At 62.0% G+C, this 25523-nt stretch carries 24 protein-coding genes; 13 read left to right on the top strand and 11 right to left on the bottom strand.

Annotated features, from left to right (window positions below; all coding sequences use genetic code 11):
• Nucleotides 1–83: 83 nt before the first annotated feature.
• Nucleotides 84–1211: a hypothetical protein gene (locus GRI58_RS14675; RefSeq protein WP_160754362.1), complete on the bottom strand. Its 1128-nt coding sequence runs from the start codon at nt 1209–1211 to the stop codon at nt 84–86.
• 199 nt (nt 1212–1410) lie between these two features.
• On the opposite strand from GRI58_RS14675, the gene GRI58_RS14680 reads away from it, so the two are divergent.
• The 3 genes from GRI58_RS14680 (at nt 1411) to GRI58_RS14690 (ending at nt 5991) form a co-directional block, all read left to right on the top strand.
• Complete coding sequence (locus GRI58_RS14680; protein WP_160754363.1) at nt 1411–4176, top strand: ATP-dependent DNA helicase; 2766 nt, start codon at nt 1411–1413, stop codon at nt 4174–4176.
• A complete protein-coding gene (locus GRI58_RS14685; protein WP_160754364.1) occupies nt 4173–4694 on the top strand; it encodes a histidine phosphatase family protein in 522 nt (173 codons plus the stop codon). The genes GRI58_RS14680 and GRI58_RS14685 overlap by 4 nt, the downstream gene beginning before the upstream one ends.
• A 256-nt stretch (nt 4695–4950) precedes the next feature.
• Nucleotides 4951–5991 (top strand): phosphatase PAP2 family protein, encoded by a 1041-nt coding sequence (locus GRI58_RS14690; RefSeq protein WP_160754365.1) that lies wholly within the window; start codon nt 4951–4953, stop codon nt 5989–5991.
• 21 nt (nt 5992–6012) lie between these two features.
• Here the strand turns inward: GRI58_RS14690 and soxR are convergent, their stop codons facing one another.
• A complete protein-coding gene (gene soxR / locus GRI58_RS14695) occupies nt 6013–6450 on the bottom strand; it encodes a redox-sensitive transcriptional activator SoxR (RefSeq protein WP_160754366.1) in 438 nt (145 codons plus the stop codon).
• Between the two features lie 89 nt (nt 6451–6539).
• On the opposite strand from soxR, the gene GRI58_RS14700 reads away from it, so the two are divergent.
• Nucleotides 6540–6911, top strand: a complete 372-nt coding sequence (locus GRI58_RS14700; RefSeq protein WP_160754367.1) for a VOC family protein — start codon at nt 6540–6542, stop codon at nt 6909–6911.
• Here GRI58_RS14700 and GRI58_RS14705 read toward each other — a convergent pair.
• Both GRI58_RS14705 and ubiA read right to left on the bottom strand, forming a co-directional pair.
• The gene (locus tag GRI58_RS14705; RefSeq protein ID WP_160754368.1) at nt 6902–7258 is read right to left on the bottom strand and encodes an ArsR/SmtB family transcription factor; all 357 of its coding nucleotides are present in this window, start codon (nt 7256–7258) and stop codon (nt 6902–6904) included. The genes GRI58_RS14700 and GRI58_RS14705 overlap by 10 nt on opposite strands.
• Before the next feature lie 76 nt (nt 7259–7334).
• Nucleotides 7335–8243, bottom strand: coding sequence for a 4-hydroxybenzoate octaprenyltransferase (gene ubiA / locus GRI58_RS14710; protein ID WP_160754369.1), 909 nt, complete (start codon nt 8241–8243; stop codon nt 7335–7337).
• A 39-nt stretch (nt 8244–8282) separates the two neighbouring features.
• On the opposite strand from ubiA, the gene GRI58_RS14715 reads away from it, so the two are divergent.
• Genes GRI58_RS14715 through GRI58_RS14725 form a run of 3 tightly spaced genes read left to right on the top strand, consistent with a single transcriptional unit; the run spans nt 8283 to nt 10759 of the window.
• Nucleotides 8283–9044 (top strand): 16S rRNA (uracil(1498)-N(3))-methyltransferase, encoded by a 762-nt coding sequence (locus GRI58_RS14715; RefSeq protein ID WP_160754370.1) that lies wholly within the window; start codon nt 8283–8285, stop codon nt 9042–9044.
• A gap of 29 nt (nt 9045–9073) precedes the next feature.
• Entirely contained in the window at nt 9074–10444 is a 1371-nt protein-coding gene (locus GRI58_RS14720) for a glutamate--cysteine ligase (RefSeq protein WP_160754371.1), read from the top strand.
• 15 nt (nt 10445–10459) lie between these two features.
• Nucleotides 10460–10759 carry a putative quinol monooxygenase gene (locus GRI58_RS14725; RefSeq protein ID WP_160754372.1) on the top strand — a complete coding sequence of 100 codons (300 nt, stop codon included), beginning with the start codon at nt 10460–10462 and terminating at the stop codon, nt 10757–10759.
• 15 nt (nt 10760–10774) lie between these two features.
• Here the strand turns inward: GRI58_RS14725 and GRI58_RS14730 are convergent, their stop codons facing one another.
• From GRI58_RS14730 to GRI58_RS14745, 4 genes are all read right to left on the bottom strand, one after another.
• Nucleotides 10775–12124 (bottom strand): outer membrane protein assembly factor BamB family protein, encoded by a 1350-nt coding sequence (locus tag GRI58_RS14730; RefSeq protein WP_160754373.1) that lies wholly within the window; start codon nt 12122–12124, stop codon nt 10775–10777.
• A 27-nt stretch (nt 12125–12151) separates the two neighbouring features.
• Nucleotides 12152–12958, bottom strand: a complete 807-nt coding sequence (locus tag GRI58_RS14735) for a tetratricopeptide repeat protein (RefSeq protein WP_160754374.1) — start codon at nt 12956–12958, stop codon at nt 12152–12154.
• A 137-nt stretch (nt 12959–13095) separates the two neighbouring features.
• Nucleotides 13096–14250: a glycosyltransferase gene (locus GRI58_RS15740; RefSeq protein ID WP_160754375.1), complete on the bottom strand. Its 1155-nt coding sequence runs from the start codon at nt 14248–14250 to the stop codon at nt 13096–13098.
• On the bottom strand, nt 14247–15128 hold the full coding sequence (locus GRI58_RS14745; RefSeq protein ID WP_160754376.1) for an alpha/beta fold hydrolase: 882 nt from the start codon (nt 15126–15128) through the stop codon (nt 14247–14249). The genes GRI58_RS15740 and GRI58_RS14745 overlap by 4 nt, the downstream gene beginning before the upstream one ends.
• A gap of 95 nt (nt 15129–15223) precedes the next feature.
• Between GRI58_RS14745 and GRI58_RS14750 the strand changes: the two genes are divergently transcribed.
• Complete coding sequence (locus GRI58_RS14750) at nt 15224–16633, top strand: protein adenylyltransferase SelO family protein (protein WP_160754377.1); 1410 nt, start codon at nt 15224–15226, stop codon at nt 16631–16633.
• Nucleotides 16634–16685: 52 nt separating this feature from the next.
• Nucleotides 16686–18098, top strand: coding sequence for a succinylglutamate-semialdehyde dehydrogenase (gene astD, locus GRI58_RS14755; protein ID WP_160754378.1), 1413 nt, complete (start codon nt 16686–16688; stop codon nt 18096–18098).
• Between the two features lie 120 nt (nt 18099–18218).
• Here astD and GRI58_RS14760 read toward each other — a convergent pair whose 3' ends face one another.
• Entirely contained in the window at nt 18219–18683 is a 465-nt protein-coding gene (locus GRI58_RS14760; RefSeq protein WP_160754379.1) for a glycine zipper 2TM domain-containing protein, read from the bottom strand.
• A 168-nt stretch (nt 18684–18851) separates the two neighbouring features.
• Here GRI58_RS14760 and rarD point away from each other — a divergent pair, with 168 nt between their 5' ends.
• Entirely contained in the window at nt 18852–19775 is a 924-nt protein-coding gene (rarD, locus tag GRI58_RS14765) for an EamA family transporter RarD (RefSeq protein ID WP_160754380.1), read from the top strand.
• On the opposite strand, the gene pyrC is transcribed toward rarD, so the two are convergent.
• A complete protein-coding gene (gene pyrC / locus GRI58_RS14770) occupies nt 19720–20757 on the bottom strand; it encodes a dihydroorotase (protein ID WP_160754381.1) in 1038 nt (345 codons plus the stop codon). The genes rarD and pyrC overlap by 56 nt on opposite strands.
• Nucleotides 20758–20951: 194 nt before the next feature.
• On the opposite strand from pyrC, the gene ygfZ reads away from it, so the two are divergent.
• The 3 genes from ygfZ (at nt 20952) to GRI58_RS14785 (ending at nt 23155) form a co-directional block, all read left to right on the top strand.
• Nucleotides 20952–21692 carry a CAF17-like 4Fe-4S cluster assembly/insertion protein YgfZ gene (gene ygfZ, locus GRI58_RS14775; RefSeq protein ID WP_160754382.1) on the top strand — a complete coding sequence of 247 codons (741 nt, stop codon included), beginning with the start codon at nt 20952–20954 and terminating at the stop codon, nt 21690–21692.
• Between the two features lie 869 nt (nt 21693–22561).
• The gene (locus tag GRI58_RS14780) at nt 22562–22924 is read left to right on the top strand and encodes a hypothetical protein (RefSeq protein WP_237452346.1); all 363 of its coding nucleotides are present in this window, start codon (nt 22562–22564) and stop codon (nt 22922–22924) included.
• Nucleotides 22925–22936: 12 nt separating this feature from the next.
• Nucleotides 22937–23155, top strand: coding sequence for a helix-turn-helix transcriptional regulator (locus GRI58_RS14785; protein WP_160754383.1), 219 nt, complete (start codon nt 22937–22939; stop codon nt 23153–23155).
• Nucleotides 23156–23346: 191 nt separating this feature from the next.
• Here the strand turns inward: GRI58_RS14785 and GRI58_RS14790 are convergent, their stop codons facing one another.
• Complete coding sequence (locus tag GRI58_RS14790) at nt 23347–25209, bottom strand: ABC-F family ATP-binding cassette domain-containing protein (protein ID WP_160754384.1); 1863 nt, start codon at nt 25207–25209, stop codon at nt 23347–23349.
• Between the last annotated feature and the right edge of the window lie 314 nt (nt 25210–25523).

Below are 25523 nucleotides of genomic sequence, written 5' to 3' on the forward strand. Positions count from 1 at the left end.
GAAAAGCAGCGACTGGCATGGCAAAAGGCGCCCCGGTATCCCGGAGCGCCCCTGTGGTGTGTTCACCGACACATTGCAGGTGGTCATGCCGTCGCGGGTTGCCATCCGCGCAGGGCAGGCCAGCGATTGGTGTACTGGCTGAGGTCGATCCGCGGCTTGCGACTCTCGAATCTGCGATCGAGCGACTGAATGATCAGCTTGGCGCGATGAGCGCGTGCACGCTTGGAACGGAACGGATTGGCACGGTCAGGCTTGGCCGCGATCAACCGTTTGAGCAGGGCGTCCCGCTCGTCAAACCTTTCCGGAACGGCTGGAGGGAGAACGACCGGATCGCCATTGCCGGAGGTCGATTCCACCCGGGCCAGCGGATGGCGCGAATGGCCGGCGTCGGCAATCGGTGGCGCGATGCGCGTAGCCACAGGCGTAGACGCGCGAGCACCTTGCGACGTGGCAACTGGCTCGTCGGCCACGGCCTCGCCTGCATCCTTGGGTTGTTCGACGTGCTCCGTCCGCGTTTCAACATAGGGTGGCGGGTTGCGACGACGACGCATGGCTGAAACGGCCAAGCCACCCACGGCAATCAATCCCAATGCGCCAACGATACCGAAGATCGCTTCCTCGTTTGCCTGACCGGCATTGTTGTCGGCTGTCGCTGCCGGAGCAGCGGCTGACTGACTCTCCGATTGCTGCGAAAGAGCGTCAGGAATGCCGTCTGGCTGGAGGCTGGGCGACGAAGCTGGCCTGTCGACCGGAGCCACAAAGGTTTGTGCGGGAGGCGGAGCATTCTCCGTCGAGGTCACGGCACTGTTCTTGGGCGAGGTACTTGTCGCCGCCTGCTTCACCTGCGTCGTTGCGGACGACGCCTTTTTCTCGACCGTGCTGACGGCAGGTTTTGGGGTGACCGGCGCAACCGGTGCCACGGCGTTAGGCGAGATCGCCGATACGCCAGCCGATTTGGTGGGCATCGGATCGGGCAGGACGACCGGACTTGGGGCGGTTGTCTCGCTCGCCGTTTCCGGAATGACGATCACCGGGGCCGGGTTGGCAGCGGGCTCGACCGGCTCGGCGGCCGACGCGTCCGGAGACACATCGGGCAGGATGATCGTAGGCTGCAATGACGCGGCGTCTTGCGCCAGAACGGCGGTTGCGGGGAGCGCGGCGGACGCGGCAATCGCGACGGCTGCACAGCGGGTCATGAGAAGTTTTGTCATAGTGCCTTATTAACGACACATTCTATGTCGGCGTTCCCGTAATGTGCCGTTCAGCTTCGTCTATACTCCTGTTATTATGTGTTTTTAGTGAAAGCAAGCGCGATAAGGCGCCGAGTAATTCCGACCAACGGATTGCCCTGTTTTGGCAATTCGGCACTCTGTGTTTACTTTTCGTTCCCAGCTGACCATGGTCTTTCCGATGAGCGAAATCCTGCCCCTCCCCGCGCTTCAAGCGAGCCATGCGGGAACCTGGCTGCGCGAGGCATCGGGGTCGACGCGTGGGCTGTCGAAAGGCGAAGCCGTCATGGCCGCCGCCGACACGCCCCTGTTGCTGCTCAATGCGCCGCTTGTGGCCAGCCGGTTGGGTTATCCCGACCTGTCAGGACTGGACCTGCTGGAGCTGTTCGCCTTTGTTCATCCGGCACGTTTCTGCGTGCCTACGCCCAAGGGACTGGCGACGGCGCTGGGGATCGAAGAGCCCGCTGGAGACGGTGATGTGCCGCTGCTTTTGCAGCGCGCAGCAGGCAAGCTCATCGAAACCTGCGAAAATCCCGACTGGCCGCAACGCGAAGGTGCGTGGTCAGCGTTCCAATCGCTGGCCCGTCTGCGCTGGCCGTGGGCGCAGATCCTCGCCCCGCACATCGCTCGCCCCGAGCGGGCCGAGAAATGGTTGTTTTCGCGCTTGCCCGAATGGGAAGACGCGCAGGATCGCCCCCAGCCCGGGCAAGTCCTGATCGAGGAAGAGGAAATCGCTGCCCGATTGGAGCGGCTGACCGGCGAAGGCGCCGAAAGGCGCGAAGGGCAACGGCACTTCGCACGCGACACTGGCGCAATCTTCGCGCCGCGTGCGCGCGAACGTCAGCCGCATATTCTGCTGTCGCAGGCAGGCACCGGGATCGGCAAGACGCTCGGCTATCTCGCTCCCGCCTCGCTCTGGGCGGAACAGTCGGGCGGCACGGTCTGGGTGTCGACCTACACCAAGAACCTGCAGCGCCAGTTGCGCCGTGAGAGTGCACGCGCATGGCCTGCCGCCCGGCCGGACGGCTCGCCACCGGTGGTGGTACGCAAGGGGCGCGAGAATTACCTCTGCCTGCTCAATCTGGAGGATGCGCTCCAAGGTGGTTTCGGCGGACGTGCAGCGATCCTTGCGCAGCTGGTCGCGCGCTGGGCCGCCTACAGCCAGGACGGAGACATGATCGGCGGCGATCTGCCCGGCTGGCTCGGCACGCTGTTCCGCAAGCGCGGCATCGCCTCGCTGACCGACCAGCGCGGCGAATGCGTCTATGCGGGCTGTCCGCATTACCGCAAATGCTTCATCGAGCGCGCCGCACGGGCAAGCGCGCAAGCCGATCTCGTCATCGCCAACCATGCGCTGGTGATGGTCAATGCGGCGCGCGCCGGTTTTGGTCAGGGGCGCGACCATGCCCAGCGGCCGACCCGCATTGTGTTCGACGAAGGACACCACGTGTTCGAAGCGGCCGATTCGACCTTTGCCGCAGCATTGACCGGCGCCGAAGCGATCGAGCTGCGCCGCTGGATCCTCGGCCCCGAACGCAACGCCAAGGGACGCCGCAGGGGTCTTGCCGCGAGGCTCGCCGATGTCGCCAGCTATGATGAAGCCGGTGGCAAGGCCATCGAAGCCGCTGTGCAGGCGGCGCAATCGCTCCCCTCCGATGGCTGGCTTGCGCGGCTGGTCGAGAACGCACCATCAGGTCCGCTGGAGCTGCTTCTGGCCGAAGTACGCGCCTGCACCTATGCACGCGATGAAAGCGGAGGGCAGGAAGCGGGCTATGGCATCGAGACCGAAGCCGCGCAGCTCCCCGGCGAACTGGTCGAGGCGGCCGGTTTGGCCGAGCAGGCGCTGGCCGCGGTGCGCGTGCCGCTGATCCGGCTGGCCGGAAGGCTCGAGGCGGTGATCGAGGATCCACCCGACTGGCTTGACGGACAAGGACGCGCGCGGATCGATGGGGCGCGCCATTCGCTCAGTTGGCGGATCGATTTGCTGGCGGCGTGGGAAGCCCTACTGTCGCGGCTGGGCGGACCCGCCGACCCCGAATTCGTCGACTGGCTGGCGGTCGAGCGCGGCGACGCGCGCGAATTCGATGTCGGCCTGCATCGCCACTGGCTTGACCCGATGAAGCCGTTCGCGCGCGTGGTGCTCGAACCCGCGCATGGCGTGATGCTGACCAGCGCCACGCTGACCGATCGGGACGAGACCGGTCCGGACTGGGCCGCCGCCATCGCCCGCTCGGGCGCGCCGCATCTCGAAATCGCCCCCAGGACCGCGCTGGCGGACAGCCCGTTCGACTATGCCGCGCGCGCCGAGGTGCTGATCGTCACCGATATCCGCAAAGGCGACCTTGCCGGGCTGGCCGGAGCCTATGCCCGCCTGATCGAGGCGTCGGGTGGCGGCGTGCTCGGCCTGTTCACCGCGATCCGCCGGATGCGCGCGGTGCATGGGCGTATCGCCGACCGGCTCGCGCGCGGCGGCCTCCCGCTCTATGCCCAGCACGTCGATCCGATCGACACCGGCACGCTGACCGACATCTTCCGGGATGACCCACACGCCAGCCTGCTGGGCACCGATGCCCTGCGCGACGGGGTCGACGTGCCCGGACGCTCGCTGCGCTGCGTCGTGATGGAAAGCGTGCCCTGGCCGCGCCCGACCATCCTCCACCGCGCGCGCCGCGCCGCCGCAGCCGAGCAAGCGGGCGGCGCACACCGCTACGACGACCGCATCATCCGGGCACGGATCGCGCAGGCGTTCGGTCGCCTGATCCGCACGCGCGAGGATGCGGGGCATTTCGTGATGCTCTCCCCAGCTTTCCCCAGCCGCCTGCTGTCCGCTTTCCCTGAAGGCACACCCGTCATAAGGCTGACACTCGAAGAGTCTTTACAGCGCGTGGCGCAGGGTGTTGGAAACCAGGCAGCAGCTTTGATGGACAAGGAACAGGCGGGCGAGTGAAACTTCTCGGAATCATGCGGCACGCCAAATCGGACTGGGGCGCGAGCGACAAACGCGATTTCGACCGCGGGTTGAACGACCGTGGCAGGCGCGGCGCGGCGCTGATGGGCGAACATATCCGCGACTATGGGGTTCGCTGGAATACATTGCTCGCCAGCCCTGCGGAACGCGTGAAGCGCACGCTCGAAGCCGCCGAGCTGGCCTTGCACCCTCAATGGGACGAGCGGCTTTACCTTGCTGGCAGCGACACTATCATAGAGGTGCTGCAAGAGGCAGATGGCGATGCAGTACTGCTCGCCGGCCACAACCCCGGCCTCGCCGACCTGATCCTCTACCTCGTGGCACCCAGGAACGAGAACGACCTGTTCGACGAAGCGAAGGCGAAATTCCCCACCGCCGCCTTCGCCGTGTTCGAACTGGATATCGACGATTGGGACGAACTGCGGCCCGAGTGCGGCAAGCTGGTCCACTTCGCCCGCCCCCGCGATCTGGACGCGGAACTGGGGCCAATCGATTGAGGGTAATGACAACCACCGCGCATCAACGCGTTAGCGAGCAGCTCGTCGAACATTAATGTGATGCGCCGAAAGCAATCGCAGTCTCTTTGATCGCGAACGGATTCGGAAATTATTGCTTCTCGAAGTTGAATTGCGTTCATTTCATCCTTTGCAACTCAATAGTAATAGTTTCCGTAGTATTTTCAGATCACTGATCGTGAGAACAGCTCAATGATCGGAACCGCATCGTGTCGCAGCGATCCGAAAATTGGGAACTATGATGCTCGGTCATAAAACTTCAGTCGCAGCAGAAACGCCACTCTGCACAACGGAAATCGTTAATCGATTTGAGGCGCTGCTAGAGAACGAGCGATACGTTCTCGGTATGATACTTGGCTTTATGCTGATAAATTTGAGCGCATCCTTTACTTTCCCAAATGGCTATGCCTCTGGCCCCATGACGAGATTGATGGCTGTTTTAGGCATTCTATGGATGCTTGGTTTTGCGCTTCGACTCGCCAGACCTAACTTGCCGTTCGTATACTTTCCCGAAGCGTCTTGCCTCATGACAGTTTTAGGATTGCAAGGGGCTATGGCGACCGCAGCCATCGCACCGTTTACAGGGGCATACGCCGATGCGACGTTGGCGCAAGCGGACCACTTCTTGATGCCTTTCATCAGTTGGCCCGAAATAGTCCATTGGCTTTCAACACACCCAACTATATTTAGAACATTAAATTATATCTACGTAAGTGAAAACTTTCAAGTTCCATTACTTTTTTTAATCTTATCTGGATTCGGCAGAGTTCGTGAAATGAAGGCGATAGTTGCCGCTGGTGGTATAGCGTTGATTGGTGCGTTGCTAATTTTTACGTTGATGCCGGCCGAAGGTGGGTACATTCATTACGGGATAGCAAGAGAGTCTGTGCCAGACTTACTGGTTGCGATGCCGTTTGAGTTTCCTGAAATACTGCAACATCTTAAAAGTGGTGCCGTTCACGAATTAAGTATGCACGAAATCAACGGCTTGATTAGTTTTCCAAGCTTCCATGCCGTCACAGCTGTGATTCTCATCATGAACTGGAGCAAGTTCCGTTACCTCGCGTTTCCCGGAATACTCCTGAACGCAATGGTGATATTTACCGCACTCCCCATAGGCAGCCATTACATCTGCGATCTAGTTGCCGGAAGCATCCTTGGTTACGCTTCAATGAAGCTGGCAACATTTCTCGTGAATAGGAACACCGTTCAAATAGATACGCAAGCCCGGATGGTCCCAACGGTAGTAGTCCCGAAGCGCGAGTGTTCTATGGCGTAATTCCGGTCAGCGATTTTTTTATCACCGCAACACCCTAGGCCCCGCACCTCCCTCGCCCCATTTATCGCCCGCGTTGTAGAGCGCGCATTTCTTCAGGCTCAGACAGCCGCAGCCGATGCAACCGTCGAGGTCTTCGCGCACTTTCTCCAGCGCGGCAATCTGGGCGTCGATGCGCTGGCGGATCGTGGTGCTGATCCGGCTCCAGTCACTGGCATTGGGCGTGCGGCCTTGCGGCAGGCTGCCAAGCGCCTGCTCGATCTCCTCCAGCGTCAGCCCCAGTTTCTGCGCAATCAGCACGAAGCTCAGCCGGCGGATGTCCGCGCGCGGGAAGCGGCGCTGGTTGCCCGACGTGCGCCAGGCTTCGACCAGACCGCGCTCCTCGTAATAGCGGATCGCCGAAACGCTGAGCCCGGTACGGCGGGCGAGCTCGCCGATGGTCAGAAGGTCGCTCGATTTCATCGCAGCGGCAGTATCGAAAAAAGCCCTTGACCTCAAGTTAGCTTGAGGTTGCATTGTCCTGTGGATCCGATTCACAACAGGAGGCACAGATGCCCACAGCAAGGCTCGAACACGTCAATATTTCGGTCACCGATCCCGAGCGGATCGCCCGTCTTCTCGAAGCCATCACCGGCTGGGAGCGCCGCTGGGAAGGTCCCGCGCTTGCCGGCGGCCACACGATCCACCTTGGCGGACAGGACGATTATGTCGCGATCTACACCCACCCTTCAGTGCAAGGCGATTTTGCCAAGGGAGCGCCGCTCAACCATGTCGGGATCGTCGTCACCGATCTGGATGCTGCCGAACGCATCATCCTCGATGCCGGGCTCGAGACGATGAACCACGGCGATTACGAGCCGGGGCGGCGGTTCTATTTCTTCGACTGGGATGGAATCGAGTGGGAGATCGTCAGCTATGAATGAGCCGATATTGCGCCAGCCGATGTTCGGCCCTGCCCCAAGCGCGAGACTGAGCGCGCACCCGAAAAGCCCGAAATCGTGCTCAGTGGAACATCCTCGAACCGCGCCAGCCAGCGGCGCGCCATCTTGGCCAGCGGCAACGGGTTGAGATAATGCCGCTTGCAACGCCCTTCGCGGCGGCTCGCAACCAGTTCGGCTGCTTCGAGCACGGCGAGGTGCTTGGCGACCGCTTGCCGCGTCATCGGCAGCCCTTCGCCCAGTTCGGTAAGGGTCAAACCGCCCTCTGCGCTGAGCCTGTCGAGGAGAACCCTGCGGGTCGGGTCCGATAGCGCGGAGAAGGTGTCGGTCATGGGCTTGAAGCTAGTCGCCCGGGTACGAGTCGCTCAAGTCGATGCAGGTAGGTGGGGCTGTTTTGTCCCCAGCCTGTCAGCGTCCCGCGTTGCCGACCACGAAACAGGCGGCGGCGATCAGGAGCCCGGCCATGCGATTCGAGCGGAACCGTTCGAGCGGATTGGCCGGGTCGGTCGGATCGAGCGTCGCGACTTGCCACAGCAGGTGCAATGCGGCGGGCAGCAGCGTCAGCAGCGCGATCCAGTCGGGGCGATAGAGCCAGAACGCCAGCGCCCACAGCGCCATGGCAGCGGTGTAAAACAGCGTAACCCCGCCGCGCACATGCCTGCCCATGCGCAGTGCGGAAGAGCGAATGCCGACCAGCGCATCGTCCTCGCGGTCCTGCAAGGCATAGATCGTGTCGTATCCGATCACCCAGCACACCGCGCCCGCATACATCGCGGCAAGCACAGCCCAGTAGTCGCCGCGAATTTCAGTCCAGCCAACCAGCAGCCCCCATGTAAACACCAGCCCGAGCCACGCCTGCGGCCACCATGTGATGCGCTTCATGAAGGGATAGGCCGCGACGAGCGCCAAGCTGGCCAGTGCCACGACTGCCGAAAGGACACGCAATTGCAGGAGGACAGCAAGGCCGATGACGCACAAAGTGAGTAACCAGCTCCACGCGAGCTTTTTTGAAATTCGTCCGCTGGCGACCGGGCGACTGGCTGTTCGGGCCACCTTTCGGTCGAGATCGGCATCGACGATGTCGTTATAGACGCAGCCCGCCCCGCGCATTGCGATGGCACCGACCAGCAGCCACAGGACCAGTTCCAGCTGCAAGCCTCCTCCCGCCAGCCACACCCCCCATGCGCAAGGCCAGAACAGCAGCCACCAGCCGATCGGGCGGTCGAACCGGGCCAGCTGGGCGAGATCGCGCGGAACCTGCGGCAGACGTGCAACGATGCCGCGATGCTGGCTGTCGGGGACGATTGTCTCGTTCATGTCTTGCTCCCTAGGGCGCTGCGTGCCACCTGCCTAGCCATGCCTGCAACCCCCGCCTGGCCGCCGCGCTCTGCGCCACGACTGTTCGTCGAGCAGGAGATAGTCGAGGGCGCGATACTGCAGATCGAGGGCAATCAGGCGCATTATCTCAACCGGGTCATGAGGATCGCGACAGGCGATGCGGTGATCGTGTGCGACGATATCACCGGCGAATGGGCGTGCGAGGTGGTTGAGGTGGGCAAGCGCCATGTTCAGCTCGCCCCACGGGATCGCTTGCGGGAACGTGAAAGCGTGCCCGACTTCTGGCTCTGCCCGGCACTGCTGAAGAAGGATCGATTCGATCTGGTGCTGGAGAAGGCGTGCGAGCTGGGCGTAGCGCAGATCATGCCAGTGATCACCCGACGCTGCGTCGCCGACAAACTCAATCCCGAACGCGCGCGAACGATCGTCACCGAAGCTGCCGAACAATGCGCGCGCACGGCTTTGCCCGAAATCGCCGCTCCCGAAAGCCTCGACACCCTGCTGCGCGACTGGCCGGAGGATCGCTGCCTGTTCTTTGCCGACGAACTCGGCGGCGAACCGGCCAGCGAGGTGTTCCTTGCGGAACGCGGGCGACCCGCAGCGCTGTTGATCGGCCCGGAAGGCGGCTTCGACGATGCCGAGCGCGACGCTATCCGCGCTCTCCCGCAAGCGCGCGCCATCACCCTCGGCCCGCGCATCCTGCGCGGCGAAACCGCGTCGATCGCAGCGACCGCGATATGGATGAGCTTTGCGGGCGACTGGAACAATTCTCTGGCGTGAGCGCGATGCGTTGCCTAACGCAACGCGCCATGAGCACACGCGACGTTTCCCTGGCCGAAGATCCACTGATCGAGAGCCGCGACCAGCTGCTCGCCCCGATGATCGGAGGCGAGAAATCCAAGGATCGCTGGCGTATCGGCACCGAGCACGAAAAGCTCGTCTATAAGCGCGACGACTTCCACGCGCCTGCCTATGACGAGCCTTGCGGCATCCACGACCTGCTGATGAACCTGCGCCAGTTCGGGTGGGAGCCGGTCGAAGAAGGCGGTAAGGTCATCGCCATGCGCGGGGAGGATGGCACCGTCAGTCTCGAGCCCGCGGGCCAGCTCGAACTGTCCGGCGCGCCGCTTGAAAACCTGCACCAGACCTGCGCCGAAACCGGGCGACACCTGGAACAAGTCAAGGCGATCGGCGAATGCTGCGGGGTCGGTTTCCTCGGCCTCGGTATGTGGCCGGACAAAACGCGCTACGAACTGCCGATCATGCCCAAGGGGCGCTATGACATCATGCTGCGGCACATGCCGCGCGTGGGCTCACTCGGCCTCGACATGATGCTGCGCACCTGCACCATTCAGGTCAATCTCGACTATTCGAGCGAAGCCGACATGGCGCAGAAGTTCAAGGTCGGGCTGGCGCTGCAACCGCTCGCCACCGCGCTGTTCGCCAATTCACCCTTCACCGAAGGCAAGCCCAACGGCTACCTCTCCTACCGCAGCCATATCTGGTCGGACACCGATCCGCATCGCACGGGGATGCTGCCCTTCGTGTTCGAAGATGGCTTCGGTTATGATCGCTATGTCGACTACATGCTCGACGTGCCGATGTATTTCGTCTTCCGTGACGGCAAATACATCGATGCGGCGGGCCAGAGCTTTCGCGATTTCCTGAAAGGCGAACTTCCTGCCCTCCCCGGCGAACTGCCGCGCGAGGGCGATTGGGTCGATCATCTCTCCACCGCTTTCCCGGAGGTTCGGCTCAAGAGCTTCCTGGAAATGCGCGGTGCGGACGGTGGGCCATGGAGCCGCATTTGTGCCCTGCCCGCTCTGTGGGTCGGGCTGCTTTACGATCAAACGGCGCTCGACGCCTCGTGGGATGTCGTCAAGCACTGGTCGATGGAAGAGCGCGAGGCGCTGCGCAACGCCGTCCCGAAGCTGGCCCTCGACGCGCCTATCCCCGGTGGCGGCAAGCTCAAGGATATCGCCCGCGAAGTCTTGTCCATTGCACGTTCCGGCCTGACCGCGCGCGCGCGCCTCAACGCCAGCGGCGACAACGAAACCGGCTTCCTCGATACGCTCGAGGAAATCGTGACCAGCGGAAAGGTGCCCGCGCAACGCCTGCTGGACAAATACCACGGCGAATGGGGCGGCGATATCAAGCGCGTCTACAAATACAGTTTCTGAACGGAGAGAGACAGCATGATCCAGATCAACGGAACGATCCGCATCGACAGGGACAAGCTCGACGATGCGCGCGAAGCGCTGGTGACGATGATGGAGAAAAGCCGCGCAGAAGACGGGTGCCTGATGTACACCTTCGCGCAAGATTTGTCCGACCCGCAAGTCCTGCTGTTATGCGAAAGGTGGCGTGACGGTGCTGCGCTGGACGCGCATGGCAAGTCCGAACACATGCAGGCGTTTCGCGAAGTGTTGAAAGCCAACTCGCCCATTTCGAGCGAGTTGACCATCTTCAACACCGATGACGGCAAACCACTCTGAAAGAGGGGTTCGCAATCAGCGGAAGGCAGTGATCCTTCCGCTGTCGTCCAGCACATAAAGCGTATCGTTGGCGACCACCGGGCCGAGGCTGACCGAAGCCTTGAGGTCGGTGTATTGCGTTGCCTGCCCGTCTTGCGGGTTCACGGTCCATATCTGGCCCAGCGTGTTCACGACCCATAGCTTGTTGCCCGCGAGTACCGGGCCCTTCCAGAAGATCGGATCGTCCTTCTTCTTGGGTTTGCGATACTCGTTGAGCTGGCTGACCCAGCGTACCTTGCCGGTGGCGCGAGCAATGGCGAGCATCCGCGCGCTGTCGGTCAGGGTAAAGATCCATTCGCCAACCACTGCTGGCGTGGAAATGCCGGCCAGGCCCAGTTCCCAGATCCGCTGACCGGTAACCAGCTCATAGGCAGCCATGCGTCCGCCCTGCCCGAGCGCATAGACACGTCCGCTGTCGATGATCGGGTCGGCATCGATATCCGTCAGTGCGCCAACCTGCGTCGAGATACTGGTCCGTGCCAGCGCGTCCGACCACAAGGTCCGACCGTTCTCGTAACGATAGGCAACCAGCTCACCTGAACTGTAACCGGCAATGATTGTGCCCTGCCCGGCTGCCGGAGCGGCGACGCCGAACACACCCGCCTGCGTGGTCGAGGCGGTTTCCTGCCACTGGTTCTTGCCGGTGTTCTCGTCGAGCGCGAAGATCTGGTTGTCCTGCGTCATCACATAGACCGCACCGAAAGCCACCGTCGGCGCGCCGCGCAGCGGACCGGCGGGTTTGACGGTCCAGATCGTGGCACCGGTCTTGGCGTCGATCGCCATTACGTCACCCACGCCGTCTGTCGCGTAGACGTGACCCGAATCGTAGCTCACTCCGCCACCAAATCCGGCTTTGATCAGGTTCTTCGGCACATCGGTGGGGTGAACCCAGATAGATGCGCCGGTCGCGGCATCGAAAGCATGGACCGCGCCATCGGTGTCGACCACGTAAAGCCGGCCGTCGCCGATTACCGGGGCTGCCGCCAACCGCACACGATCCGTAGCGCCGGGAATCCTTGCGGTCCAAATGCGCTGCGGGGTCGCGGACAGAGCCAGATGCCCGTAGGTCTTGCTCGGCGAACCACCCGGCTGCGCCCACTCCTTGTTGACCGCAGCAGGAGGGAGCGTGACCGGGACGTTGGCCAGCGAGGCATCGGCCTCGACCGCGTTGTCGATATGCGAAAGGATCGGAGTGCGCTCGCCAAGCGTCGGTGTGGTGCGCTTGCCCTTGCTGCCGAATGGCCCTCCGGCGCAGGCCGTTAGGCTCAGCGCGAGCGCGCTTGCCAGTCCAACCACCAGCATCCGTTTTGTAGTGTGGCGCGTCATTCAGCGATCTTTCCAGCTATTGATGGGTTATTCTGCGCCCGGCGGGGGCGCGCCTTCTGCGGGCGCACCGGCGGAAACGCCGCTCTGTTGCGCGAGGAGTTTCTGCGGATCGACGATTGCATCGACGCCCAGCACACCGGCCATCTGGCGCGAGCGCGACCTGATCGATTCGGCCACATCCTTGTCCTTGGCAATCGCCGCGAACATCTTGCCCGCTTCCTGCTTCTTGCCCTGTTCGAGATAGGCCATGGCAGTCAGTTCGCCTGCGCTGCCGAAATAGGGATTACCCGGAACGGCAAGCTGCGACAGCGTGCTGATCACCTTTGACTTGTCCATAGTGTCGAACTGCAAGGTCACCTTACGAACCAGTGCGAGGTCGCGCATGGGTTGCGGAGCCTTGGGATCGGCGACGATCCCGGCAAGCGTCTTCACCGCCTCGTCGGGCTTGCTGTTTTCGACGGCCAAAGCAGCCGAGAGCAATCTGGCTGTGGAGCGAGCAGCGGGCGATCCGTCCTTGATGACGGGCGCCAGATCGGCATCCGCCTGCTGCATATTATTGGCCTGCGCCTGGTCGAGCGCAGTCACGATCTGCTCGCTGTTCTTCTCAAGTTCGACGTTCTGGCGATGTTGCCAGTAGAGATACCCGCCAAAGGCAGCGATGAGCAGCACCACCAATATCGCAATCGGCACCCCGAAACGGCGACCGAATTCGACCAAATCGTCCTGCCGGACGGCATCGTCGACTTCCCTCAGCAGGGCTTCTTCCTCTGCCGCACGGCGGCGCGCCAGAATATCTTCGCGGGAGGGGGGCTTGGGTCGGGTCGGCAAGGCCACTGGTGGCGGTATCCGTTCTTGGTTGACGATGTGCGCGCGTCTCTAGGCGGACCACCGCGCGAGTTCAATGGTCTGGCTGCGTTTGGCCTGTGACTGTCCCCATCCGGGTGAACGGGCGATGAAACGCGCTGCGACTGCTATCGCACAACGGTCGGCCCGCGATCGATCGCGCTGCTATAGAGCCGCTTGTATGACGCGATCATGCGCTCACGCGACAGCCGTCCGGCTATCTCCGCGCGATTGGCCTCGCCGACCGACTTGCGCAGACGCTCATCGAACGACAGCCCGACAAGGGATTGCGCCAGTTCCTCGACATTGCCTTCGGGAAAAACGAAAGCCGCATTATCGGGCGATACAAAGTCCGCTGACGAACCGAGCGCAGCACCAGCCAGCGGCACTCCCGATGCGATGATCGACAACAGGCGCGGCGGATAATCGGACGACACAGGCCCGGCCAGCGCGTAGATTTCGAACAGGCCCAAAACCGCTTCCAGCCGCTCGGGTGCAGGGCGAATATGAACGCGATGATTGATCCCCAGCCGATCGACCTCCTCTTCGACCCGCGCGCGATCCGGTCCATCGCCGAGCAGCACCAAGTGCCAATTGTCGGCAAGTTCGGCAAATGCCCGCACCAGCATCGGCAGATTGTTTCGCGGGAGGAATTCACTGCAATTCCCGACCCATAGCTCACCCGGTCGCTTGAGCAGACGCGACAAGGCATCACTCTTGGGTGGCTTGCGGCGCTTGGGCGGTTCGATCCCGTCAGGGATATGCTTCACACGTCCGATTGGCTGCTGCCAGGCAGTCAGCGCCAGCTCTTCCAGCTCCTCGTTCACGACGACCAGCCCGGCTGCACGGCCCAACCCGATGCGACGCAGCCAGACCTGCCGCCGCGAGGGCATGTACGGCACACCCTCTGCCCCATCTTCATGATGAATCAGCGGTGGAAGCCCGTGCAGATCGGCGAACAGCGTGTGCGCAAGGGCAGCGTTCATGGCCCCGCTGCCATAAGTGCATACGAGGTCGTACCCACGCATATCGCGGGCGATCCGCTGCAATTTACCCGGCGTTGGCGCGCCGCCCATACGGGTGAACCCGACCACGCGCGTGGCGATGATGTCATCGTTTACGCTATCGATCCCGCCGCCGATATTGTCGCCGGAAACGATCGCATGACCAAAGCCCGACCCGAGTCCGTTGATCACATCGACACTGCGCCGGGCGGCAGAAGTGCGGTCGAAGTTTCCGTGAAGATGGAGGATGCGCTTGGGCACCACGTGCCGGGCGCTCACGAAACCTCCTGCAGCAGCAGATCGATCGCGACGCGCACTTCCGGTTCGTCGAGCGTCGGAGCGTGGCCAGTGTGTGGAACATTTATTACTCGCGCCCGGGGGAGCGCCTGCTGCATCCGTTCGAGTGTCGCTGGTGAAAGGATATTGGACAAGGCACCACGGACCAGAACCGATGGCTTGTCGGCCAGCGCATCGATCATCGGCCAGAGATCGGGAGCCACACTTTCCTCCGGCGAAGCTGTGGCTTCTGCACTCAGAATCGGCTCGGCGATTTTCATATCGTAGTCAAACGCAATCCGCCCATTGCTGCACACTGTCAGCGTCCGCTTGGCCATGGTCAGCCAGTCGTCGAGCGCAAAATTGGGATGCGCTTCGCCGTGCAGTTCCGCCAGCGCGCGCGCGCCGTGAACCCAGGTCGGGAAATTGCGCCCCTGCCCGACATAGCTGCGAATCCGGTCCAGCCCCTCGTCTTCGACGACCGGCCCAACATCGTTGAGCACCACCGCAGCAAACAGCTCCGGCCGCTGGGCGGCGAGCAGCATGATCATCAGCCCGCCCATCGAAGTGCCGATCGCAACCACCCGCTCGATGCCTTCCTGCTCGAGCAAACGCGTCAGATCGTCGATATAGTTGGGCAGCGCATAGGTCGCGCTGTCGGAGGAATACTCGCTTTCACCGCGCCCGCGCATGTCAGGCACGATCACCCGCCAGCCCTGCCCTGCGACATGCGCCGCCAGATCCTCGAAATCGCGCGCGTTGCGCGTCAGGCCATGCAGGCACAGCACGGCAGGGCGCATTTCGTCGCCCGGATAATCGCGGAAATGCAGCGTGAGCCCATCTGCACTTTCCCAGCTCTTGTCGGAAAACATCGTATCCATGGGAAAGGGTATCGAACGTCCTGTTTAGTATCGAAGGGAAGCCGACCGGGCCGCGCCCCTTGCGCCATCCGGCTGCGGGCCCCACTATTGACGACATGCGTGAAGAACCGCAAGCGGCGAGCTACTGTGCGGATACGCCCATCAGCGCCCTGGCACCATGGCTGGCCGATCCGGTGCGCTCGGCCGGCTTTCCCGAAACGAAACTGCGCTTCGCCAATCGCCGGTGGGCACCAACAGTAGGGCTCGGCGATTTGCCGGACGATGGCTGGATCGACCATTTCGGGAGATTCGATCCGCTACCCGCCAACCTGCCCCAACCGTTGGCCTTGCGTTATCACGGTCACCAGTTCCGCGTATACAATCCGGAAATCGGCGACGGGCGTGGCTTCCTATTCGCGCAACTGCGCGATGGCGACGGACGACTGCTCGATTTCGGCACCAAGGGCTCGGGTCAAACTCCGTGGAGTCGCGCGGGCGATGGGCGGCTGACGTTGAAGGGCGCGGTGCGAGAAATCCTCGCGACCGAAATGCTCGAAGCGCTCGGCGTCAACACCTCCAAGACATTCGCCGTGATCGAAACCGGCGAGCAGCTTTGGCGCGGGGACGAGCCGTCCCCCACCCGCTCTGCAGTTCTGACCCGGTTGAGCCACGGGCATATTCGTATCGGCACTTTCCAGCGGCTGCTTGCGCTCGAGGAGCGCGATCATATGCAAAAGCTGGTCGATTACTGCCTCGAACAGTTTCCCGGTCCGCCTGTACCAGAGGATGCACCCAGTCGTGACGAACCAGCCGTCCAGCTGATGCACCAGCTGGTCGAACGCTTGGCCGATCTGGCAGCCAGCTGGATGATCGCAGGCTTCGTCCATGGCGTGCTCAACACCGACAATATGAACGTCAGCGGAGAAAGCTTCGACTATGGCCCATGGCGCTTCCTGCCGCGCTGGGATCCGGGTTTCACCGCCGCCTATTTCGACCATGCCGGCCTGTATGCTTTCGGTCGCCAGCCGGAGGCATTGCACTGGAATTGCGGGCAATTCGCGGTCGCATTACGCTTGTTGTGCGATGCCGCTCCCCTGATTGCCGCGCTTGAACGCTTCGGCCCGCTCTACATGGCGGCTGTCGGGCGGCGGTGGTGCTGGCGGCTGGGCGTCGAAAGTCTCGGCGCGGAAGCCGACCAGCAGCTCGTTGCCGCGAGCGAGGCGCAACTCACAGCGTCGCAAGCGCAACCCGACCGTTTCTTTTTCAGCCATCGCGGTGGTCGCAATGCAGAAGGCGCGCTGGCAAAGGCGATTGAAGGGCGTAAATGCTTGCCGGGCGATCACCCCTATTGGGCCGGCGATGCGCCACAGACGATGCTGATCGAAGAGGTCGAGGCGATCTGGTCCTCTATCGCTGAAACCGACGACTGGACCATGCTTGAGTCCAAGATCGAAGCTGTTCGCGCGATGGGTCAGGCACTTGGAAACGCGCCCATACCGGCTGGACAAGCCGAACAGTCGAATTGACGCCATAGCCGCAAGGCGTCAGAGCAGCGGCGGAAATGCAGGAAATCATAGAGTGTCAGAAGAACTAATCTCGATCCAACCCGCAACCGGAGAGGAATTGTGGCGCGGCGCGCATGGCAATGTCGATGATCTGGTGAGCCGTGCCCGCGCCGCCGCGCCACGCTGGGCGAATGAACCGCTTGCGCGACGGATGGAATTGGTGCGTCGTTTCGCCAACGCGGTGCGCAAACAGGCCGATCCTTTTGCCGAATTGATCGCACGCGAAACCGGCAAGCCCTTGTGGGAAGCACGCACTGAAGTGGAAGCGGTGATCGGCAAGGTCGAAATCTCGATCAACGCCTATGCCGAGCGGACCGGCAGCAAGAAGCTCGACAGCGCGCTCCAGGGCACCGCATCGGTCCGCCACAAGCCGCACGGCGTGATGGCTGTGCTCGGCCCCTACAATTTCCCCGCGCACCTGCCCAACGGCCACATCGTCCCCGCCCTGATCGCGGGCAATACGGTTGTATTCAAACCGAGTGAGAAAACCCCGGCCGTCGGCGAGTTCCTGGTCAAATGCTTCCACACGGCCAAGATTCCTGACGATGTCGTACAATGTCTGATCGGCGGGCCTGAAGAAGGCAAGGCGCTGGTCGACCATGAAGATGTGGATGGGGTGCTGTTCACCGGATCGGCGCGTGCGGGCATTGCCATCAATCGCAAGCTCGCGACCAACCCCGCCAAGATCGTTGCACTGGAGATGGGCGGCAACAATCCCATTGTGGTGGTCGACACGCCGTTAATCGAGGATGCGGCGGCACTGATCATCCAGTCCGCTTTCACCACGGCCGGACAACGATGCACTGCGGCGCGGCGGCTGGTCGTCACCGATTCGATGTACGACCATATCGTTCCTGCGGTGCAAAAGCTTGCCGAGCGCCTGATCGTCGATGAACCCTTCGCCGATCCCCAGCCGTTCATGGGACCCGTGATCGACAATGACACCGCCGATTTGCTGAGCGAGAGCTTCCTCGCGCTGATGAGCCGGGGCGGCAAGCCGGTCCTGCACATGCGTCGCCCGCATGAGGATCTCCCGTTCCTCATGCCCGGTATGCTTGATGTGACAGAAATGGACGAACGGCCCGATATCGAACTGTTCGGCCCGTTGCTTCAGGTAATCCGCGTGCCCGATCTCGATGCCGCCATCACCGAAGCGAATGCTACTCGATATGGCCTTTCGGCATCGCTGATCGGGGGTTCTCCAGAAGATTACCAGCATTTCTGGAGCAATGTCAGGGCGGGTATCGTCAACTGGAACCGGCCTACCAATGGCGCTTCCTCCGCTGCTCCATTCGGAGGTGTCGGTTTGTCCGGCAACCATCGCGCGGCGGCATTTTACGCCGCGGATTACTGTGCATACCCGGTCGCCAGCACCCAGGTGGACCAGCCGCGCGCCAATGTTGGGGTCGGCTTGGCGGAAAAGTAACGCGGACAGGTTTGAAGGCGCCGCCCCCGCCCTTCAGCAAGCGGTGACGACGCCCTCCACGGCTCGGTGGAAGCCGCGCTTACGACCGCGGGTGGGCGCGGCCGAAGCTCTTATTTCAGGTCAGCGGCAATGCACTCCGCTATCGAGGCTCTTGCCGAGCAGTGCGCCAGCCGCGCCGCCGAGAATGGCTCCCAGCGTCCGGTCACCCCGGCGTCCTGCGACTTCGCGGCCGAGCAATGCGCCGCCAGCGGCGCCGATGATCAGGCCGGTAGTCCCGTTGGACCGGCGGCAATAATACCGGCCATCGTCGCCGCGCCACACGCGCGTGTTGCGATGGACGGGTTCACCGTAATACGTCTGGCGATAATTGTTGTAATAGCGGCCGCGGTAGTCGTCGCGATCATGGCCGCGTCCGCGATATTCATGGCGATGATGGCCGTGACGGCTGTGGTCGAACGTCATCTGGCCATAAGCCGTTGCCTGCGGGGCATATTCGTTGCCGAAACTCTGTGCGGCTACCGGGCTCGCCAGGGCGAGTCCGCCGGTCGCCAGCGCTAATGCGGCGGTCTTGAGCGAGATAGTCATGGTAGCACTCCTTGATTGCTGTGCTCGTTTGATGGTTCATGTTTAGAGCATCCAAGCTGAACAGAATGCAACCGGCGGTCAGATTACGGTTTTGCGACAAACCGTGCTTCTGGATGCGACGAAGCGAGCGCTTGCCCTTGCGATCACGAACGAATAGCGGCCTCCGCCATGACGAAGGAGATCCCACACTCCGATCGCGAAGGTCTCGCTTCGGCCATCGGTGCCTATCTCATCTGGGGTTTCCTCCCGCTTTACCTGATTCTCGTGCGCAGCGTGCCGGCCTTCGAATTCGTCGCGTGGCGAATCATCTGGCTGCTGCCGATCTGTCTCATCATCATTGCCATTCGTCGCCAGGGGCCCGATCTTCGCGCGGCTCTGACGGACTGGTATATCCTGCGCTGGTTGCTGGGCAGCGCAGCGCTGATTTCGGTGAACTGGTTCGTCTATGTCTGGGCGATCCAGCAGGATCAGGTCTATGCCGCCAGCCTCGGCTATTACATCAATCCGCTGGTCAACGTGCTGCTGGGCACGCTCATACTGGGCGAACGACTCACCCGCGCGCAATGGGTCGCGGTGGCGCTGGCGTCTTGCGGCGTGGCGGTGCTGGCGGGCGAGGCGATCACCACCTTGTGGATCAGCCTGGCGCTGGCGCTGAGTTTTGGCACCTATGGCCTGCTGCGCAAGCAGGTTCCGGTGGGCGCTGTTCCCGGCCTCACGATCGAAGCGATGCTGCTGCAGTTACCCTCTTTCGTGATCGTGCTGTGGTACGGGGCGAACCGGGGTTCGGCGTTCCTTGTCTCACCCGGCCTCAGCGCGTCGATCGTGCTTGGCGGCATCCTTACCGCCTTGCCTTTGACGATGTTCGCGATCGCGGCGCGCAAACTGCCCTATTCGACGCTCGGCTTTATCCAGTTCCTCGCGCCGACGATCGTGTTCATCCTCGGGCTGACGGTGTTCCACCAACCCCTGCATCGGGTGCAGGCGATCTCCTTCGGCTTCATCTGGCTGGCCGTGAGCGTGTTCGCCTGGGATCTCGTCAGGCGTTCGCGAGCCGCCAAGGCAGCGTCCCGCCAGCGTGGAACGGCACTATAGGCGCTTCGCCGCCACTCACTTCTGCCGCAATCTCCACACCCGTCTTCTCGAGCGTCACCGTGCCCTCGTTGAGCGGCAGGCCATAGAAACGCGCGCCATGCTCCGAGGCGAAGCCTTCGAAGCGGTCGAGTGCCCCCTTTTCCTCGAACACCGTCAGATAGCTTTCGAGCGCATAGGGTGCGTTGAAAATGCCCGCGCAGCCGCAGGCCGTTTCCTTGGTGTGCCGATGATGCGGCGCGCTGTCGGTCCCGAGAAAGAACTTCGCGCTGCCCGAAGTCGCCGCTTGGCGGAGCGCCAGACGATGTTTCTCGCGTTTGGCGACCGGCAGGCAGTACATATGCGGCCTGATCCCGCCGACCAGCATGGCGTTGCGGTTGATGTGGAGATGCTGCGGCGTGATCGTCGCCGCGACATTCACCCCGGCGCCTTGGACGAATGCCACTGCGTCTTCGGTTGTGACGTGCTCGAAGATCACTTTCAGCTCCGGCAGGCGCTCGACCAGCGGGGCCATCACCCGCTCGATAAACACCGCCTCACGGTCGAAGATATCGATATCGGCTGAAGTCACTTCGCCGTGAACGCACAAAGGCATCCCGATCGCGGCCATTCGCTCCAGCACGCCCATGATATTGGCGACATCGGTCACGCCGCTCGCCGAATTGGTGGTCGCGCCCGCCGGATAGAGCTTGGCCGCAGTGACGATGCCTCGCTCATGCCCGGCGGCAAGATCGTCAGCACCCGTACTGTCGGTCAGATAAAGCGTCATCAACGGCGTGAATGCGCCGCCCTTGGGCACCGCCGCCATGATCCGTTCCCGATAATCCGCCGCCATCGCCGACGTCGTCACTGGCGGGGCGAGGTTCGGCATCACTATCGCGCGGGCGAATTGGTGGGCGGTGAACGGCACCACCGCGCGCATCGTCGCGCCATCGCGGAAATGGAGATGCATGTCGTCGGGGCGGCGGATGGTGATTCGGGTCATGTGACGTAAGTCTGTCCTACAATCTGGAACACATGGAACAAGGTTCAGGGCGAAAAACGCCATCCTGCAATCGATGGCATTTTTCGCGGTAAACCGCGCAGTCCGGCGATCATTCCGACCCGCCTTAGACTGTAGGACCGATGTAGGACAGGGGCGCCCTTGACCACGGCGCCAAATTCCCCAGCTTGAGACCCATGACCGCATCCCGCCTGTTCAGTCGCGCTATCGTCCGCTTGTCATCCCAAGACGGGTCCGAGGATGTGCGTGGGTTCCTCCAGGGCCTCGTTACCAACGATGTCTCGAAAACCCTGCCCGCCTATGCCGCACTGCTAACGCCACAAGGCAAGACGCTGTTCGACTTTATCGTCTGGCCGGCTGGAGACGGCCAAATCCTGCTCGACTGCGAGGGCGATGCGGCAGAGGATCTGGCCAAGCGCCTGTCTCTCTACCGTCTGCGCCGCAAGATCGCGATTGCCGTCGATCCGGAGGTGGGCGTCCATTGGCGCAAGGAAGCGGGTGACGGCGGCGCGGCCGACCCGAGACTTGCGGATCTGGGCGAGCGTTGGCTGGCCCCGGTCGATCCCGCCGACGAAAGCGCGGACGAAGAATGGCGCGCGCATCGCCTTTCGCTCGGCGTGCCCGAAGGACGCGCGGAGCTGGGCGATATCCTCTGGCTGGAAACCAATGCGGTCGAGTTGCACGGCGTCGCGTTCGACAAGGGGTGCTACATCGGTCAGGAAAACACCGCGCGGATGAACTGGAGGCAGAAGGTCAACCGGCGGTTGGCCGTGGTCCCGCTGGCGAAGTCGGAGGAGAAGCGGCGCAAGGCAGCTTATCCCGGCCTTGGCCTGGCGGTCGACCACTTGCGGGTGGACGACCTCGACCCCGCCACCCTTCCCGCTTGGCAACGTGCGGCGCTTATCGCGCCCGGCTAGGCCACGAGGACACATTCGGAAATGGCATTGAGTGTTCGCTTTTGTGGCTTTTGCCCCTAGGAGCGGAAATTCCGCTAGGGACCCAAAAACGGTCATAGCGCCAAGTCGGGCCGCCTCCCGATTGCTGACACGGCAGCTTATTGCATTTTTGCGCGAAAGCGGTCTTACCGGGCACGACCTACTTGTGGAAGCTATTGAGATGGGTCAGCATAGGTAAATGCTCCGCGCTGCTCCACTTTCGATAGTTCTTGGGCTTACGGTTCTTACAGCGATCTGGGTTGAAACTGTTCACCCAAATGAGGTCGACCCTCCGCTGCGCCTAGAAAGGCAAACTCAAAGAAGCCAGGCAGTTATTTTGGACTGCCCAGCTGTGAACGCATTCTTTAAAAAATATTGTCTGGTCCAGATAACTACGCGTTCAGGCAATGGCTACCATCTTAAGACCTACGTCAACCAGCGCAACAGTCCACGTCTCGTCATTGAAAAGCATGACGGAAAGAATGTGCTCTCCATTCACATGTTTGGGAGACTGACCCCCGACGAGACAAAACAGATCACAAATTGCACTGTCTAATACCGCTTGGCTAAGTTCTTGCGCATTCATGAGGGATAGGCAGCTACCCCCAACATTGGCGCCATAGCGGTCTAGCTCGGTCCGACCGGATTGTGAACTTTCGTTATCAGTCTATGGGCACCCAAAAGGGGCCAACGCCGGCAGGATTCGGGCGATGACCAGGGCGCCCGGCGGATCATGTAGAAAATATTCGACATCTGCTCGAAGATCTCCTATGTAGAAGATATTCTACATCGCATAGGAGGTGCTTACTATGTCTTTCAGGGAAAAATCTGCTTGGGTTATGGGGGCGATAATGCTCGTCACCGGCGTTTGGTATGCTCAACTGGTCGCCGCGGCCCCGCAGGCTCCGGTCATCGGCCTCCTTATCCCCTATGTGCTCCCTGTGATCGTGCTGTCGATTATCGCGCAAGCGGTTCTCGCATTTCTTTCACCGAGAGAAGCTAACGCACGCGCTGACGAGCGCGAGCGGATCGTGATGGACCGTGCGGGTCACTGGTCGGGCATCGTGCTCGGCCTTGGCGTCATTGCCGCCATTAGCATGTATATTGGCGGGTGGAGCGCCACCCTACTGGTCCATGCCATCGTTGGCGCGCTAATCGTCGCCCAGTTGGCCGAATACCTATTCCAAGTTTTCCTATTCCGGCGCACGATCTGATGGAGCGGGAGAATGGGTAAGCGCCCGCCAATCACCAACCGCGTGCGGAGCTTGCGCGAGAAACACGGCCAGATGAGCCAGGCCGCGCTGGGCGAGGCGGTGGGGGTCACGCGCCACACAATCATCGCCATTGAACAGGGGCGCTATTCCCCCAGCCTTGAAACCAGCTTTCGCATTGCGCGACTGTTCAATGTCGGTTTGGAAGATGTATTTGGATGGGAAGGCGATTAGCACCTGACGTCGTAGCGGTGGAAAGTCTGCTCTCCACCCTAATTCTCGTCGTTCCAGCAATTCAGTTGCATCGCCGTTAGCGGTCATTCGTTCACGTCCACGGCAGTTTTTCACGATTTTAGCCTGAAACCAGCCTGTCAGGACACGACCCCGATACGAAAATCGATGATTATTGGACGCTTTCCTCCGCCTCAGGACGCCTGGATCGTTTCAAGGACGGATCCCGCTACCAACCATGCATCTTCCGCCTCGGCCAAAGCGTTGGCGGCTGCTGATCTCTTTGTGAGCAGGCTTTGTATCACCGCACCCGCCTGTGCGCCGGCATCGCTGCTGAGATCGAGGATTTTGCGATCGAGCTGATCGAGGTCAGCCGACAAGCGTGCAATGGTCGTCTCCGCCTTTTCGAATGCGGACTTCGCCTTTTGCTTGTCGCCTGCGACCTTGGTGTTGCGGCCTCCGGAAGATTTGTCGCTGCGCGCACCCTTGGGCTGATTACGGCCGAGGATGAAGTCGATGTAATCATCCATGCTGCCGTCATATTCGCGCGCCGTCCCGCCATCGACCAGCACCAGCCGGTCAGAGGTCAGTTCGACCATGTGGCGATCGTGGCTTATCAGAATGACTGCGCCCGAATAGTTGTTCAGTGCTTGGATCAGCGCTTCGCGCGCATCGACATCCAAGTGGTTGGTCGGTTCATCGAGGATCAGCAGATGCGGCGCATCGCGAGTGATCAGCGCCAGCGCCAATCGCGCGCGTTCTCCGCCCGAGAGCTTGTCGACCCGTTGGTTGGCGCGCGGCCCCGAAAAACCGAACCGCCCCAATTGCGCGCGCACCGCGCTTTGCGATTGCCCTTCCATCGCGCGGTTCATCAGATCGAGCGGCGTATCCTCGCCCGCCAGTTCTTCCACCTGATACTGTGTGAAATATCCGACCTTGAGCTTGCCGGGCGCGTTGACCTCTCCCTCGGCGGGAGTCAGTTGCGAGGCCAGCAGCCGCGCTAGCGTGGTCTTGCCATTACCGTTGCGGCCCAGCAAGGCGATGCGATCATCGGCCTCGATGCGGAAATTCAGCCGCTTGAGGATCGGAGGAGCGTCGCCGTATCCGACTGCCGCGTGCTCCAGCGTAATCATCGGCGATTTCATTTCGGCCGGATCGGGGAAATCGAAGCTCAGCGTCGGATCTTCCATCAGCGCAGCGATCGGCTGCATCTTGGCGAGCATCTTGGCGCGTGACTGCGCCTGTTTCGCGGTCGAGGCTCGCGCTGAGTTGCGAGCGACGTAATCGCGCAGTCGCGCGACCTGTGCCTCCTGCGATGCCTTGGCTGCGGCAAGCTGCGCGGCGCGTTCGGCGCGCTGCTTTTCGAAGGCGTCATAGCCGCCCGGATAGAGTGTCAGTTGCCCGCCTTGCAGGTGCAGAATGTGGTCGACCACCTTGTTCAGCAGGTCGCGTTCGTGGCTGATCACGACCAGCGTGGCAGGATAGGACTTGAGGAAGTTCTCCAGCCACAGCGTCGCTTCGAGGTCGAGGTGGTTCGATGGCTCGTCGAGCAACAGGATGTCAGGCTCGGAAAAGAGCAGCGCGCCAAGGGCGATGCGCATTTTCCAGCCGCCGGAGAAGCTATCAACCGGGCGTTGCTGCATTTCCTCATCGAAGCCCAGCCCGTTGAGGATCTTCGCCGCGCGTGCGGGTGCACTGTAGGCGTCGATGGCAAGCAGGCGCTCGTGCACATCTCCCATCCGGTCCATGTCGGTGCAGGTTTCCAGCTCCGCCAGCAAAGCCGCGCGTTCGGTGGCGGAGGCCAACACGACCTCCTCAGGCGTCATCGAACCACTGGGGGCCTCCTGGGCGATGTAGCCGATCCGGGCGCGGGCCGGCTTGCTGATTTCACCGTCATCGGGCTCGATCTCGCCGATCAGCGCCTTCATCAGAGTCGACTTGCCCGCGCCGTTGCGGCCAATCAGCCCGACGCGCGCGCCCACCGGCACGGTTGCACTGGCGCGTTCGAGAATGGGCCGACCGCCAAGCCGCACGGTGATGTTGTCGATAGTAAGCATGGGGGGCGCCCCTAACAGGCATTCGGGAGCGCCCCAAAGGAAATCCCGTTCTGGATTCGCAGCGGACATGTGCCGACAACAGATTGAGGGGCATCAGCCGAGCGGCACTGGCGATTATCTGCCCTTCGCGTTCCCACCCCAATTCACGACATCCAGTGCGTCGCACGAACGCGCCGAAAGCCGACGCGGCAGCTAATCGCATTTTTTCCCTGAAAGCTGCCTGTCAGGACACGACCATGTGTGGACGGCTCTCCGTTGGCAAGGGTTTTTCTGCACTGCGCTGGCTGGTCGTGGCGCCCATGTGTCCGGCCTGT

Origin of the sequence: Qipengyuania algicida (assembly GCF_009828025.1) — a bacterium.
Lineage (GTDB): Bacteria > Pseudomonadota > Alphaproteobacteria > Sphingomonadales > Sphingomonadaceae > Qipengyuania > Qipengyuania algicida.